Raw genomic sequence first — 15117 nt, 5'->3', positions numbered from 1 at the left:
AATTGTAAAATTTTTACAAAAACCGTATAAATTCCCGAAAATGATACTAGAATTTAAACTTAAAAACTTTCGTTCAATCTCAGATTGGCAAAGCTTTTCGATGCTTGCAGCAAATAACGTTTCCGAGCTCGAAGAAAATCTACTTAATGTCTCAGATTTTAACGTTTTAGGATCTGCTATTATATATGGAAGAAATGCTTCTGGAAAAAGTAATTTGCTAACGGCGTTCAAAGCATTACAATACATGGTTTCTGAATCTGCAAATTTCAAAGCAAAGACTGAAATTTCACCATTCGAACCCTTTTTGTTTAATAAAAATGGAGAAAATGAACCGATAGAGTTTTCTCTAGATTTTATCGCTAAAGATAATATTAGATATGTTTATGCAATTGGCTATACAAAAAAAGAAGTTATATACGAAAGTCTTAAATTCTATCCTAAAGGCCAACGTGCTACTTTGTTTGACCGTAAAATTGGAAAAAAAATTAAGTATGGTGAATATTTAACAGGTAGAAAAAAAGAAATTGAAGATTTATTATATCCAAATCAACTTTTCTTATCTAAAATAGGCACTGAAAAAAATGAACAACTAAAAACAGCTTACAACTTCTTTGCAGAATATATTTTCATCTCGACAATACAAGATACAGACTACGACAACGCACTAATTCAAAATTTCTCACAAAAATTAGGGAAAAATAATATTCCTTTCTTTAACGAAAATATGAATAAGTTAATGCGAGTGGCTGACACAGGAATCGAAGAAATTACTATAAAAGAAGAAGATATCAAACGATCTACTTTACCAAAAGAAATGTCTGAGGAAGAAAAAGATGAATTAATTGAAAGATATAAATACCGAATTAGAACCATTCATAAAAAATATGACAACCAAACAGAGATCGATAAGGTTGAAATGAAGCTAGTTGAAGAGTCTACAGGTACAATAAAACTACTTGCTGTTGGGGGCTTAATTCTAGAAGCTTTAGCAGATGGACAAGTTTTAGTACTAGATGAACTTGACAAAAGTTTGCACCCAAAACTTACAAGGGCATTAATTAAACTTTTTCATTGTAAAAAAAACAATCCAAAAAATGCACAGCTTATTTTTGCATCTCATGATGTTTCTTTACTTGATGGAGAAATATTTCGCAGAGATCAAATATGGTTTGCAGAAAAGGAATACGAAGGTAATAGTAGCTATTATTCTGTTTCAGATATTCCAGGCATTAGAGCAAACGCACCATTTGAAAAATACTATATGAGTGGAAGATTTGGTGCTACACCTGTAATAAATGAAAATGAATTAAATTTCCAATACTAATGGCATCAAGAGGTACTTTTAGAGGGAAAAGAAAAGAGGTAAGCTTTAGCAAAAGAGGTCTAATCTTATGTGAGGGCGAGACCGAAGAAAATTATTTCCAAGGGCTTATTACGCAGGAAAAGTATAGAAGACAGTTTAGTTCGATTGACGTGAAGATATATAAACCAAAAGACAATTCACCTGTTGGTCTAATAAAAAATGCTAAAGAAAAAATCAAAGTTGCTAAACGAGATAAAAATCCATACAACTTTATTTGGGTTGTATTTGATAAGGATGGCCACGCGAACATAGCAGATGCTTTCGAAAATGCACGAAATTCCAATCCTGAAGTGCAGATTGCCTTTACAATTCCTAGTTTCGAATATTTTGTCTTATTACATTTTGAAAAAACCTCAAAACCTTTTAAAAAATGTGATGATGTGATCTCACAAATTAAAAAACAGAAGTATATTCCGGATTACGAAAAAGCATCAAACATATTTAAACTACTAGAGCCAAACATGCAAACTGGACTAGCTAATAGTGCTTGGATTGTTGAACAATTTACAGGCGAAGTTGAAGAAGGTAAAAAAGTGTACAATTTATCAGCTTATACAAACATACATGTTTTAGTAAACGAATTGTATGAATTAGTAATTCCAAGTAAAAAATAAAAAACTAACCTCCAAATCAAAACTTTTTGGAGGTTTTTCTAAAATATAAGCGTGTAATCTTCTCCGTAGTCTTTCGGCAACATTCCTCCAATATCACGCAAATAATTTCGTAAGACCGATTCACGGGCATGACCAAAACCTAAATAACACCAAAATGAAAACATTTAAATTATATTTTCAAAATATTGATTCTGAAAAAACATTTTGTCAAAACAAAATTGACATTGCAGAATTTAATGATATTGAAGAACTTAAGAAGAATTATTTAAACTATTTTGAAGAAGATTACCCCGCAACGGATTGGGAAATAATGGATTTTGACGAAAGAATAAAAGGAATCAATAAAAATGAGGGAATAATTCTAGCAGTTAACAACCTAGCTGTTAATTTATTACAATTTAAAAGCATGGAGAACACTGAAAATAATCCGATTTTAGATATACTTAAAAGTGCTCCAATTTTACCATCATTATTGTGCGTTGAATATAACTAAAATAACTGATTTCCCAACAACAGCTTGACGAAGTTAGGCTATAAACTTAGTAATCATTTGTGTTTTCACGTTATTTTGCCTTTCTGAAGCTCGTTCCTGGTTCTCGTTTTAACGTTATTTTGTACATCTGAAGAAAAGATCCGGAATAGGTTTTCACGTTATTTTTTCCATGTGAACAATTCTTTCCATAGATTCAGCGTAAAAAATTTCCACAACTCATACTTATTTATGTGAGGGGGATTTAAACGGAACTCTTTTTAGCTTCTTCTAAATCATAAGTAGCCTGTAAGCGCATAAAAAAATCTCCTGAACCGCTAAAAACAGTTTCAAGACGCAAAGCCATATTTGGAGTTATAGAAGCATGCCCATTAATTATATTATACATGTTAGAACGAGTTGTATTAAGTAGTTTAGCAATTTTACTAACCCTTAATTTTCTACCCTCAACAAGTTCCATCTTCAAAATTGCCCCTGGATGGACATTTCTCATTTTTCTTTTCATATCTTAATGTTTTAAAATCAAAAGAATAATATTAATTTACATAAAATCGTCTTAGATAAGACCATTTTTATTGAGTTTAATCTTTTGCTATAGTTTTATTGCTAAAAGTTCTTTCCCTAAAATATGTAGATAATTCACAATTTTTAAACACTGTTCCATGTTTAATTTTTTGCTTCCCGTCAAATAAAGATGTTTTTTTTCTTGACCAATGCTAGTAATTTTTTCAAAATGCGAATCAGTGAATATCTCGTTACAATAATTTATCAATCTCACACAATCAAGTTTATACGATTTTCCCATTTTTAAAAGCTTTTATTGTTATTCTATTTCAATATTTCCCCAATTTTCTATATCAAAAATTTTAAAAGGTTGGATTATTAATTCGGTTGGATTATCTTTTGAAATAGCAAATAACATGGCTTGCCAGTGAAATCTTAGCATTTCAAATTCATCTATTGCGATACTAAACTCCACACCAAGTTCTTTTTTAAATATGAGTATATGCATAAAAACACTCCATTGTTCAGTTGCTTTTAAATCTTCATTATTAAAATTATCGGTAGTCCAATACTCAATTAAATACTGTGGAATTTGATTAGATAAACAGTTAGGATTTTCATTTATAAATTTGATACTTTCCTTAAATAGTTTCTCGTTATTCATTTAGACATTTCTTTTAAAGTTAATTTATTTTCTCATTTCCCGTTTTGTCATTTTAGCATAGTAATGCTTTCCATCTTTATCAAACAGGTAAATATTCGAGACTTCTTTAATCAGAGGTAATACATCGTCTCTTTTTGCTAATCTAACCTTTACTAATCTGCGGAATCGCTTGTTTGCAATGGTTTTATCACGCTTTTCGGTTTCCTTTTTGGTATAACCAACTATTTTATTTTTTATATAAGAACGACTCATAATTAATTTTAATGATAATCTGATTTATTAAAAAAAAAGCGACTTACTATCCTTTTAGTTGTAAAAAGCCAATTTTGTATGGTGCAATAACTCAATATGCTTTTTCAATTAAAAGAATTTAACTGAAAAAGCATATTTATTAATTATCCCGTTTATTCAGATTCAAGATAGTACGTTACTATTCTGTTAGTATAACGTTCGTCGTAGAAACTAAATTTAAGTGCTTGTTTTCCGTCCCTGTAGCTGACAAAAACATCTGTAAGTTCTAAACGCTCAGGTTCTTTTTGTCCTTTATCGGGAAAAATTTCCATAGAAATAGTTTTCTTTGTCTTGTCAAAAATGTAATTAAAATAATCGTCGGAAGGCTCTAAGGCATTACTACATATATCGAAACCATCCGCCCATATCCCTTTACCGTTATTAAATGAAAAAGTATCATCAAAACGACAATATCCGCGGTCTTTTTCTTTACTCATATCTGTATTAGCAACTCCATCGTTGTCTAAATCAACAGGCAAATCTGTTATAATTGATTTAATTTTGTAAGAGCCTGCAAGTTTTGGCTCTAAAACATCTACTTCTTTGGTACAAGCCATTAACGAAAATGTTATCATTAAGATTCCGATTTTTCTAATATTTTTTTTCATCTTTATTATATATAATTATATTGTTTAATTAATCTATTTAATTGGTATAATATCTAAATCCAATTCCTGCAAACGGAACAAATTTTCCTAAATCTGAATTAGCATGATAATACTCGTTTACTTTTATGAAAAGCGTTGTTCTATCATTAATAAGGTAGTCAAAGTCTAATCCAGCAAATCCTCCGTAAAGGAATTTTGATTCGTCCAAGATCAAACTGCCATTGCTTAGATTCATGTCTTTATTATCGTTGACTATTTCGTAGCCAAGTACTACACCGCTCCCGAAGACAATCCCGAATTTTTTGTTTTGAGTAAGATAGAAAGGAAGTGAATAACCGAGACTTAAAGTAATATCGTTATAGCCGATTCTATCATCTCCAATTTTGTATTTAGCATCGGTTGCAAGAATAGAAGCCGAAATTGAATTTCTATCGTTAATAAAGTAATTATGGCTTATCATAACACCGTATCCATCTTGAGTAGCACCAGCACTAACTCCAAAAGCATTTTTGTAGATTGTTTGGGAATAGCCTTTCGTAAGAGCGGTTAGTAATAATACCCCAAGAAATAATTTAGTTTTTTTCATTTGTAATTGATTTTAATTTATAAATTGATTTGAATACTTATTTTTTAGCTTGATATAATTTCTTTGCATTCTGCAATGATTTTAAAGTAATTCTCTTGCATCATGCTTTCACTTATCGGGATTTTTTGATTGATGTAGTTGCTACCTTTGATTTCGCATTGATTGAATTTTGTCTTCAGAAATTCGCGAGGGCTACCCTCCGCTATGATTCCATAAAATTCTCCTTGTGCCAAATTGACTATGTCGCTAATCTTCACTCGGTTTCGCTCCTGTATGTTTTCGCTAGTTCCTGAACTGGTATTGCTCCCCAAATGAACGAATTTGCCACTTGTACCATCACCTATGCTTTTAGATGTAAATACTTCATCTTTCTTACTAAATAGATTTTGAACCATTTCAGAAGATTTACCACTAACAGACCTACCGAAAAATTGATTTCCTAGGTTTGAAATAATTACTTGGGCTTTTTCTTCACTGTATTTATCCGATAATTGGCTATAATCTTGCACTCCGAATATTGTAGCAATTTTATTACTTCTTGCGGTAGCGGGTATTTGTTCAATATTTGGAATGAAGACCGTTGGCGCCTCGTCTAGCAATACAACTGATTTTTGTTGATCAGGTTCATTCATCTGCTTAAGTGCGACAGAAATGATAAGGGAAATCGCAGGAGTGTAAACATTCGGCAATGTAGAATCGTTCCCAAGACAAAGGAATTGAGGTTTTTCAGGATTGTTTAAATGCAAATCAATATCGTTACTCGAGAGAATCCAAAAGATATCAGGAGTATTAAGAACCGACAAAGCATTTTGAAGAGTTGAAAGCATTCCTGCAACTGTACGCTCCGAACCTCTATCAATAGATTCTCGTAATGAAGCTATCATACCCCCAGCTTCATAATCTTCAGATATATTTTGAACTAAAACATCAATTGGTGTTTGTACTATAAATGATATCACATGTGGCAATGTGCATATATCAGGATGCTTTTGTCTCAACCACCAAATGACAGATGCTAAAATGTTTTTAGCACTACTTAACCAAAAATCCATTTTCTTTATAGATTCAGGTAGAAGGTTATTAATGATAACCTGACTATACTCATTTGCAATAGCCGCTTTGGTCAAATACATTGGATGAATAGGATTTACCCTGTCACTCAGTAAAGGATGCTTAAAATCAATATTCTTGACTTTAATATTTGAGTTCTCATAGCTCAAGAAAATTTTTTCGGTAAGTTCAGGACTTTTGAAATCGTATAGTACCCCTGTAAATCCTTTTTCTCCAATCTGCTGAATAATAGGTTCGAAAATACTTGCTGATTTCCCTGAACCAGCTCCACCTTGAATATAGATACCTCTATATGGGTTATCTAAGCTTATTTCGCCCTTATTTGTTTTAAAAGTGAAGCCGTCTTCTTTTTTGGACTTTTCTTTAACCTTATTGAATTTTTCGGTTTGATTTGGCTTAATTCTATTCTTAAACTTTAATAGATAAATCGCATAAAAAATAGGAGTTATAGAGATTATTGCCCCAAAATCTCCGATAAGAGCACTTAATAATTTTCCTAACAAGGCAGTTAATAAAACTATAAGAATATTGTTAATTATTGTACTGATAATTACTCTAGGGAATCGCTTTTGTTTAGCATGATAAAATGAAACATAAACTACCGAAATAATAAGGGAAATCGATCCAAAGTTTGCCCAATATGGCATCTTACTAGCTATGAATTTTGAAAATAGATACAAAAAGTTGTTATACCCATTTTGAATGTAGTGCCCTTTTAATTCTTTTAACTGAAAATCATAAGAATCAACAAACAAATTAGTTACGGAAAACACAAGCAGATGAGTTTCTAAAAGTATTACTGTTGATATTATAGTAAAAAGTAAGATGAATTTTAAAATACGGAGAAGAATACCAATTTCAGTATTCATTTCTCCAACGGTTGGTCCATGACTCATAATTATATTCTTTTAAATATTAATATTAGCAGTACTGAAAGCAGTAAGATTACTGTCAAAATCAATAAAAGGTATGTTCCTAATTTTTGCTTTTTATTTTCATTATTCTGATTATTTTGCAACTCTTGAATTTGATTTTTTTGTACTGTAAACAGCTGATTCCAATGAGCGATTATTTCTTGTAACCGCTCTGTTCTGGGTTCTATCTCCAATTTTGAGGCTCTATCTACAGCACTAGAGAACTCCTGAACCAAATTCACTTGTTCTTTAGTGATTTTTTGCAACTTTTCTGTATTATCTGACATGATCTCAATCATGATTTCTGTGTTAGCGTTTTTACTCATATTCCGTAGTCTTGTTCTAGTTTTAAATTATTGTTTGGTTTTACTATTTGTGAATCTTCAAGTTTTTGAAGGCTTCTTGCGTATTCAATGTCTTTTGAAATTGAGTCTAAACGTTCTTCTTCAGTATTTTTTAGTTCAATTTCTGCCATTGGTTTAAGAACTGTTTTCAGGTATTTAAATTCCTGTTGTGTTATTTTTTGCTTTCCTAATACCTGAGCAACTGATTTAGTTTCATTTCTGCTTAATTGATTTACTTGGTTTTTAATTTCTTTAGGAATTGTATTGCCTAAGTTTTTATTGCAATGGCTTTTTGATATCTGCTTGCTCTGCACACGTTTCAGAGTAGTATCTAGATTATAATTTAAGTCGTTCTTTAATCCATTTTTGATTAAATTACTGCCAGACATAGAACGATGGATTTCGCTCGCTTTAAAATCATTTTTCGTTTCCTTATCTAGAATCCTGAAACCTTGAATCGTGCCTTGTTTAGTGATAGTGGGTTTTACTTCTAATCCTTTCAAATCCATTTGCTTAATATAATCTTGAAAGCTTTGAGGATTTTGATTTAAAACTTCCTGATGTTTTTTATAGATTTCTGTTTTTAAACTATCAGTACCTTTTTCGATGTTTTTAACATTCTCAAACATTCTTTCTTTCGCCGAAATTAATTGGTGCTCTTTTGCCAAATGATGTGCTATCCATTGTGCTTTTTTGCCGATGTGATTGTCTGAAATTAATTTCCCGTTAGGCATCACCCTGTTGGCTATTATATGCACGTGCTTGGCTTTTTTTTCAGTGTGAACAAAGGCTACATACTGCTGTTTTTCTGTATCGATTCCGAGTTTATTTAAATAGGATCGAGTTATTGTTTTTAATTGTTCGTCAGACAATGTCTTCCCGTCCTCTGAGTGTGGAGACAATACCAAACTAAAAGTTTTATTAGTTGCTCTTTGGTTTAAATCCTGAATCATTTTCATTTCCTCCACCATTTCTTTTGGCGATGAAGAACAAAGCAAATTTCTGTCAAGCTCATATCCTTTATTTTCGTCAAGCACGTAATTAGCCAATGCTCCACCACCATTACAAGAGGTTGCCAATCCAATCATGTCATTTTAATTTTAATAAGTGTTCCCTAATTAATTTGCTTGTTGCTAAGGATTCTTGTTTTACCCCTGTCATATCTCCGAGTTTAAATAGGTTTGAAATTCGCCGGAAATTATCAGCGTATTTTGATAATATTTGATAACATTCTATTTCTTCAGGAGTTAATTTGGCTGATAATTTATATCCTAATGCAATCCCTCTCATTAATTCAGAAACAGAAACTCCAGAGTTTGAAGCTTTCTTTTTAATGATTAAACTTTCAATTTTTGTAACTCTAAATTTGATTAATTGATCTTTCATTTTTAAGGATTTAGATTGAATATTGAGTTTTCTTTTTTGCAACCATCGGGCGCAAAACGAGATTGTCGTTGTGGTGCAAATGCGTAGCAATTTGTGACCACAATGACACATCCTCGATCATTTGGACGTTTAGAGAACCTCTAATTCACATATCGAAAACCACTCATTTAAGTCTTTATAGCCCTTGAACATCCGTCTATAATCAATTGAATTTGGAAAAGCTTCTTTGATAATTTCAGTGTATTTATTTCCTGTTGCGTCATTATCTAAATACAATTCAATTGTTTGGTAGTTTTCCAAAACCGATAAATTTTTAGTAATCAATGCGACAGAATTTAAAATGAGATAATCAGATTTTGCCAGCTTTCTATTATCGCTGATTTGACTAAATGAGAGGTAATCGAAAAAACCTTCCAGTATTCTCAGTATTTGAGATTGGTTTGAAATAATAGTGATGTCTTTTTTGCCTAAACAGATTTTCGCATACTTTGAGCGAATCTCAAATCCACCGCTTTTATTTTTAAACCCTATCCCGAAATATTTTTTGTCATTAACAGTGTAATGAACTTCTCTTAAATTCTCTACGTTTTGAAACTTTGAAATCCCTCTACTTTTCAGATATAGAATTAATGCTAAATGTTGAATTGGGCTTATTTTTTCGATTTGATTCTCATTATTTCCCTCTTTTGATGGAGTCTCAAAAACTTGCTTTTGAAAAGAAAAAAATGAATCAAATTTTTCTAAATAACTCAAAGCTTCGGTAACATTAAATCCGAATTTTTCAATTACAAAGTCGATTACATTACCTCCTTTTTGTTCGCCATGGTCAAACCATCTATTAATCTTTCTATTTAACTTGAAAGAAGCTGTTTTCTCAATCCTAAACGGACTTAGATACCAAGATTCATTTTCATTAGATTTTGTCGGCTCACAGCCTAAATTTTGAAGAACTTTTTCTATTGATATTTCTTTTGCCTGGATAGTATTCATAGTTTTAGTTTTGATGAGTTAAACTGATTTTAGTTTGTCTTTTTCTTTTCATAAGCAAAAAATCTAAACTGTTTTTTGCTATTTCATCTTACCTGCTTACCCAGCCCAGTAATAACAAGGAGGGTAAGGTATTTTTCTATCTGTTTCCTTCCTACCCATCTTACCCGTAAAACTCATAAATCTTTGATTATATTCAACTTATATTGTTTGGGTAAGATGGGTAACTTTAGGTAAGAACATCTATATTTTAAGTTACCCAAGAAAGTATCAATGATTTAAGGTGTTCTCAATAGTTTGGGTAAGTAGGTAAGAAGAAACCAAATTTTTCAATTTCTTTTAGTTTGTTGGAAATAATGGTAAAACCGAAACCGTGTATCCATAGACACGTCTTTCCTTATCCTTAATACGCTCAAAGCCTAAAGAAATCATAGCTTTACCAATGTTAATATGATTTAAACGCTGGTACTTTATAGACAAATAGTGCATAATATCGCTTGAAGTCATGAACTGTTCTTCTGAACTCTTTTCTGGAATTAAAAAATATTTACTAATAATTTCATATTCTACCGACAATGTTGTGTATTTGGAATTTCTCTTTTCATTCTCTTGAACATCTTGAAATGTGAGTTCACAATCAAAATCACTCATTGCCAAGGCATATGCTTGTGCCCAAACAGCATTTATGTCAACTTCTGTTTTATAGGCAAAGTTTATTGGCTTTATGAGTTCAAAACAGAGCCAGCGAACACTCCCAGTTTCATCGTTTAAAAATGTTGCCATATTGGTTGAACCAATAAACGAGCATACTCGTGATAAGATGCTGTTTTTACGGTCATAAGGAAGTCTTTCGTTAATATGTGTTTTCGAGAAATATGATTTTAGTTGATTTATTTCTTTTCGACTTAAAACCGCTAATTCATCTAGATTTAGAAGAAAGTTTTTAGCTAATAGGATTCTAGCATCTTTGTCACTACTAATATCTTCAGCTATATAATTTGCCAATGCAGGAGGGCACATAAACCGACAAAAAGTTGACTTTCCACTACTTTGTCCTTTGTGAACCAGTATAAAAGCCTGCTTGTTAAAATAATCGTCTAAGAATACACATTTCACACTTCGTACACACCATTTTACAAAATGATATTCGAATTGTTTTTTATCTAGAGTTGTTAGATAGCTCGCTAATTTCTCGATATGAGCTGTTCCATCCCATTTAGGCAGTGATAAAAAATATTCTTTTATAGGATTAAAGTTTGTTACGAAATCACTGCGCAAAATTGCTAAGAGATTATTTATAGAAATTTTTATTCCTTTTTTCTGTAACTCGATGTATAACGAATTCTCGTTTAGTGCTCCCCATTTGCCAGAGTTTATTTTTTTACATTCAATTTCTAGCGCAATTTCATTGTATCGAAAAATATATCTTTTGGCTAAATATATTTCTGTCATATCAAATATATTCTGTACAAATTCTTTGGGTTCTTCCTGTTTATTTTCCATTGTAATATGTTTATATGGAAAACTTTGCGTAAATTTGCATCGTCTTCAATTACAAAATTATCATAGACGTAAAAAGCTTTTAGCGAGGTGTTTTTACGTCTTTTTTACTTTTACTAGTTTTCTAAATTTCTCGTGATAGCTTTTCCATATAAACATATCACAATGCTGTTTAAGCCCTCTAAAAACGCTGGCACTAAGGGAAGAGGCTTATATTCATAGTTAAACAAGAAGAAAATTTGAACTATTGCAAGTGAAAGAAATATGCTTACAAGTACTGATAATTTGATTGTTTTAGAGTCCATAAAAAATGATTTTATATTAAACAAAAAAAGACAAGCTTAGAAATCACAGTTTCTATGCTTGTCTTTTATACTTTAGAGATTTTACTTCATTCAATGAACCGAAAAGTTCATTATGAGCAATTAAAACTCTTCGCTCACCTATTTTTTCGGCTTTTATATTGCCTCTTTTAATATGGTTTCTAACTGTCTGAGTATCTACACTAAAAAATTTAGCGGCTTCTTTAACCGTATATCTTTTATTAGATAAGTCTTCTTTAGGTTTAGTAAGTAGTTGAGTAACCAAACCTTTTAATTCTTTCAATTCTAATTGAATTGCGTCGAAAGGATTTTGTAACATAGCATATCGATTTAAAATTCGATACAATGTTACCCCTCGATTCAGTTTATTGAACTTTATAAAATAGAATAAAGTATAATAAAATATTATTGAGTATTAATTAATTATTATTAGCTATTAAAATATCTTTAAATTTTTCGTATAAATTATAATAATCGGAATCTTCGTTAATACTCTCAAATTTTTTTCTTTTAAAAATAATTATATCATTTTTAATTTGACCAAAATATTGATGTGTTATCGGTTCTGCTTCTATTTTATCAAAAAATGCATCGATAAATTTCTTATCTCCTATTCCAGCATATTCATCCTTAAATAAATCTTCTTTAACTAAATTTAACAATATAGCCAGTTGAGTTTTACTTTTTGTTTTTTGAAAAGATGAAATCCCAAATACACTTCTTCCTGATTCGTCAGGCATACGATTTTCATTGATTATTTTAGAAAGTATAGTGATTATTTCATTGCTAAAAATATTTTTACTTGATGAATTTTCTATATTAGTGTCAAAAAAATATTTTTCATTATTTCTAATGTTATCATTTTGTATGTCAACATTATTAACTTTATCACCAAATTCATTCGTTCTTTCATTATTTAGATCCTCGTTTATATTGATTCCAATATTATTGTTTTTCCTATCGGTCTCATTAATTAAAAGTCTAAAATATAAAATAGCCACAATTGCTGCAGCTATTACAATTCCAAGTGCTAAAAGTCTATATATACCCTCAGATTTTTGAAATTCATTTTCAAAAAAAGAAAATGAAAGCAAAAAAAGCATCACTATAGTGAATATCATAAAACTCGTCTTAAATGTATCCTCATCGGATTTTTTTTTGAAAATCATTTTCTCTCTCATTTTTGATTCTATTTTATTATAAAACTTTATAATTTTCATTTTTAAACAATTTTCATTTTTAATTCAACATTGAAAACTTCATCCATTGCTTCTTTTTTTTCATCATCATTAACCTGATAGTATTGATTCAAAGTTTTCATGTCATTATGTCCCGTTATTGATGCAATCAATTTATCGCTTTTACCCTGTCTTTTCATCATGGTAATAAATGTTCGACGAGCTGTATGTGTACTTATTCTATCATAAAAAAACATATCTTCTTTGATATTCTCTTTTCCTTTCGTCGTTACTTTTTGCACCATGTTATTATACTCCATTTCTTGAAAACAATCTTTAATATACTTGTTCTGCTTTTGGTTCGCAATAAGAGGCAATTTATAGTCATATTTCAGCAAAATATATCTCGATATATTTGTTAATGGTATTTCCCTTGCTTCCTTTGTTTCATCTTTATCTTCTTTAAGCATAATACATTTTTCAGAAACATTACTTTTTGAAATTAAAGACAATTCTCCAAAGCGCATTCCTGTAACACAAGCAAAAACAAAAACATCCCTAACTCGCTCCAAACTTTCTGTTTTAAACTTATGTTGCATTAAGTTGTTAAGATCTTCAATAGTCAATGCAATTTGATTAGTGATAACTTTTGGAACTTTCTTAAATCCTATAAATGCATTGTTGAATGTGTATTTCTTTTCAAATGACCAATACATAAAGGACTTAAACAAAGTCAAATTTCTTGCGTAAGTATTATTGATATGCTTCAAATCTCCCATACAATAAGAAGTAAACTCATCATGAAACGTTTTGTTTATTCTGCTGTAAGTAAGTTTGTATTTCCTGACTTTCTCAAAGTTTTTGAGTATGTTCTTGATATTATCATACCTCTTAATTGTCGCTTTCGCCCATGCTTGTTGCTTTTTCTTCTCTGCCATAAATTCATCGAAAGCATCAAAAAAAACATTCTTTCCAGAAACTGTCTTTTTAAATTCCTCGTCGAATACTTTTTTTAAAATAGTTGAAGTCAAAGTCTCTCCAATTCTTTTATAAAGGCTATAAGTTTCAAGAAGCAAATCAGAATAGCGATTTAATTGTAGTTTGATGGTCTCAGCTGTTTTTCCCTTTTTACTCCCCGAAACGAACGGGAATTTATTTTCCTTATCCCAATACTTTGGGAGTATAGATTCTCCAGTTGAGTAAACGAACTTTTTATTCTCCTCTTTAAAACTACAAGTAAACAGGATTAATGTTTCTTTCTCTGAATTGGGTTCTTTAAGTTTAAAAGTGTACTTCATTTTGAGGAGAATTTGAGGTCAAAATCGTTGCCGTTTTCGTTGCCCTTTTTGGCAAAAAAACAACCAGTTGCCGTTTTCGTTGCCGTTTTTGTTATAATTTGTTATAGATACTTTGTGATAACAAATATAAACATTTCATTGTTTTTAAGGCATTTATGAAGATAAATATTAATTAACAACAAAATATGTCATAAGAAGTTCAAGAACCGGCGACTCCACGAAAAAATCGCAATAATCTAAACTTAGATCATTGCGATTTTTTGTTTATAAGAACTTTTCAAAGAGCAGGGGATTCTATTCTTCCAGAAGGATAGTCTATTCGAAAAACAGACATAATATCTGACAAAAAAGAATGTTTTACTGGATATTTTTTTATCTTTGAAATTCAGGCTTTTTAATGAAAATCGCTTTATCTTTGAGCTTTTAGAAATATTGATACGCATTATGGAACAGAAAATACATCAAGGGAGAAACGTAAAACGCTTCAGAGAAATGCTCAACATCAAGCAGGAAGCATTAGCTTATGATCTGGGCGCAGACTGGAACCAAAAGAAAATTTCTATGCTGGAGCAGAAAGATGTAATTGAAGACAACCTCCTGAAACAAATTTCAACGGTATTAAAAATTCCTGTTGAAGCTTTTCAGAATTTTGATGAAGAGCAGGCGATAAATGTTATTTCTAATACTTTTACAAGTAATGATACATCAACATTAAATGCAGTTAATCCACACTGTACATTTAATCCAATTGACAAAATTGTTCAATTATATGATGAAAAGATTGCGTTATACGAGCGTATGTTGAAAGAGAAAGATGAAATGATGGTGAGGCTTGAGAAATTGATCGGTAAATAATTTTTTATAGAAAATATATAATTTTATAAAGAGACTTTTGAGTTAAGAGTGGTCGGAAGAAAAATCTTCCGACTTTTTTTGCTTTATCTATTTTATTTAACGAGATATTTCTTGTTTAAAATAATAGTTCTGGTTATATTT

19 protein-coding genes are annotated in these 15117 nt (G+C 30.6%); 4 read left to right on the top strand and 15 right to left on the bottom strand.

All coding sequences use genetic code 11. The features are described from left to right. Positions 1-40: 40 nt before the first annotated feature. Entirely contained in the window at positions 41-1324 is a 1284-nt protein-coding gene (locus FLA105534_RS20730) for an AAA family ATPase (protein WP_173967991.1), read from the top strand. Continuing rightward, entirely contained in the window at positions 1324-1977 is a 654-nt protein-coding gene (locus FLA105534_RS20725; RefSeq protein ID WP_173967990.1) for an RloB family protein, read from the top strand. The genes FLA105534_RS20730 and FLA105534_RS20725 overlap by 1 nt, the downstream gene beginning before the upstream one ends. Before the next feature lie 38 nt (positions 1978-2015). Here FLA105534_RS20725 and FLA105534_RS23970 read toward each other — a convergent pair whose 3' ends face one another. Beyond that, entirely contained in the window at positions 2016-2141 is a 126-nt protein-coding gene (locus tag FLA105534_RS23970) for a hypothetical protein (protein WP_262888466.1), read from the bottom strand. Between FLA105534_RS23970 and FLA105534_RS20720 the strand changes: the two genes are divergently transcribed. Continuing rightward, complete coding sequence (locus FLA105534_RS20720) at positions 2132-2470, top strand: hypothetical protein (RefSeq protein ID WP_173967989.1); 339 nt, start codon at positions 2132-2134, stop codon at positions 2468-2470. The two genes, FLA105534_RS23970 and FLA105534_RS20720, sit on opposite strands and share 10 nt — an antisense overlap. A 241-nt stretch (positions 2471-2711) precedes the next feature. Here FLA105534_RS20720 and FLA105534_RS20715 read toward each other — a convergent pair whose 3' ends face one another. The 14 genes from FLA105534_RS20715 to FLA105534_RS20650 all read right to left on the bottom strand — a co-directional run bounded on the left by FLA105534_RS20715 (position 2712) and on the right by FLA105534_RS20650 (position 14121). After that, positions 2712-2972 (bottom strand): HigA family addiction module antitoxin, encoded by a 261-nt coding sequence (locus FLA105534_RS20715; protein WP_173967988.1) that lies wholly within the window; start codon positions 2970-2972, stop codon positions 2712-2714. Positions 2973-3290: 318 nt separating this feature from the next. After that, complete coding sequence (locus FLA105534_RS20710) at positions 3291-3635, bottom strand: hypothetical protein (protein ID WP_173967987.1); 345 nt, start codon at positions 3633-3635, stop codon at positions 3291-3293. Between the two features lie 24 nt (positions 3636-3659). Continuing rightward, on the bottom strand, positions 3660-3887 hold the full coding sequence (locus FLA105534_RS20705; RefSeq protein ID WP_173967986.1) for a hypothetical protein: 228 nt from the start codon (positions 3885-3887) through the stop codon (positions 3660-3662). Between the two features lie 152 nt (positions 3888-4039). Continuing rightward, positions 4040-4534 (bottom strand): hypothetical protein, encoded by a 495-nt coding sequence (locus FLA105534_RS20700; protein ID WP_173967985.1) that lies wholly within the window; start codon positions 4532-4534, stop codon positions 4040-4042. Positions 4535-4571: 37 nt separating this feature from the next. Further along, a complete protein-coding gene (locus FLA105534_RS20695; protein ID WP_173967984.1) occupies positions 4572-5120 on the bottom strand; it encodes a conjugal transfer protein TraO in 549 nt (182 codons plus the stop codon). Between the two features lie 44 nt (positions 5121-5164). After that, positions 5165-7087: a type IV secretory system conjugative DNA transfer family protein gene (locus tag FLA105534_RS20690; protein WP_173967983.1), complete on the bottom strand. Its 1923-nt coding sequence runs from the start codon at positions 7085-7087 to the stop codon at positions 5165-5167. Between the two features lie 2 nt (positions 7088-7089). Continuing rightward, a complete protein-coding gene (locus FLA105534_RS20685; protein ID WP_173967982.1) occupies positions 7090-7431 on the bottom strand; it encodes a hypothetical protein in 342 nt (113 codons plus the stop codon). Further along, the gene (locus FLA105534_RS20680; protein ID WP_173967981.1) at positions 7428-8537 is read right to left on the bottom strand and encodes a relaxase/mobilization nuclease domain-containing protein; all 1110 of its coding nucleotides are present in this window, start codon (positions 8535-8537) and stop codon (positions 7428-7430) included. Before FLA105534_RS20680 ends, FLA105534_RS20685 begins: the two co-directional genes overlap by 4 nt. A gap of 1 nt (position 8538) precedes the next feature. After that, positions 8539-8835 carry a plasmid mobilization protein gene (locus FLA105534_RS20675; RefSeq protein ID WP_173967980.1) on the bottom strand — a complete coding sequence of 99 codons (297 nt, stop codon included), beginning with the start codon at positions 8833-8835 and terminating at the stop codon, positions 8539-8541. A gap of 129 nt (positions 8836-8964) precedes the next feature. Further along, positions 8965-9825, bottom strand: a complete 861-nt coding sequence (locus FLA105534_RS20670; protein ID WP_173967979.1) for a toprim domain-containing protein — start codon at positions 9823-9825, stop codon at positions 8965-8967. A 336-nt stretch (positions 9826-10161) separates the two neighbouring features. Beyond that, the gene (locus FLA105534_RS20665) at positions 10162-11325 is read right to left on the bottom strand and encodes a VapE domain-containing protein (RefSeq protein ID WP_173967978.1); all 1164 of its coding nucleotides are present in this window, start codon (positions 11323-11325) and stop codon (positions 10162-10164) included. Between the two features lie 354 nt (positions 11326-11679). Next, entirely contained in the window at positions 11680-11964 is a 285-nt protein-coding gene (locus FLA105534_RS20660; RefSeq protein WP_173967977.1) for a helix-turn-helix domain-containing protein, read from the bottom strand. 100 nt (positions 11965-12064) lie between these two features. Continuing rightward, positions 12065-12865 (bottom strand): hypothetical protein, encoded by an 801-nt coding sequence (locus FLA105534_RS20655; RefSeq protein ID WP_173967976.1) that lies wholly within the window; start codon positions 12863-12865, stop codon positions 12065-12067. A gap of 2 nt (positions 12866-12867) precedes the next feature. Continuing rightward, positions 12868-14121 carry a tyrosine-type recombinase/integrase gene (locus tag FLA105534_RS20650; RefSeq protein ID WP_173967975.1) on the bottom strand — a complete coding sequence of 418 codons (1254 nt, stop codon included), beginning with the start codon at positions 14119-14121 and terminating at the stop codon, positions 12868-12870. Between the two features lie 444 nt (positions 14122-14565). Here FLA105534_RS20650 and FLA105534_RS20645 point away from each other — a divergent pair, with 444 nt between their 5' ends. Further along, on the top strand, positions 14566-14976 hold the full coding sequence (locus tag FLA105534_RS20645) for a helix-turn-helix domain-containing protein (protein WP_173967974.1): 411 nt from the start codon (positions 14566-14568) through the stop codon (positions 14974-14976). The last annotated feature ends 141 nt before the right edge of the window (positions 14977-15117 follow it).

Origin of the sequence: Flavobacterium collinsii (assembly GCF_902804485.1) — a bacterium.
Lineage (GTDB): Bacteria > Bacteroidota > Bacteroidia > Flavobacteriales > Flavobacteriaceae > Flavobacterium > Flavobacterium collinsii.
The sequence above is the reverse complement of the archived record's forward strand: the minus strand, read 5'-3'. Positions and strand labels throughout refer to the sequence as shown.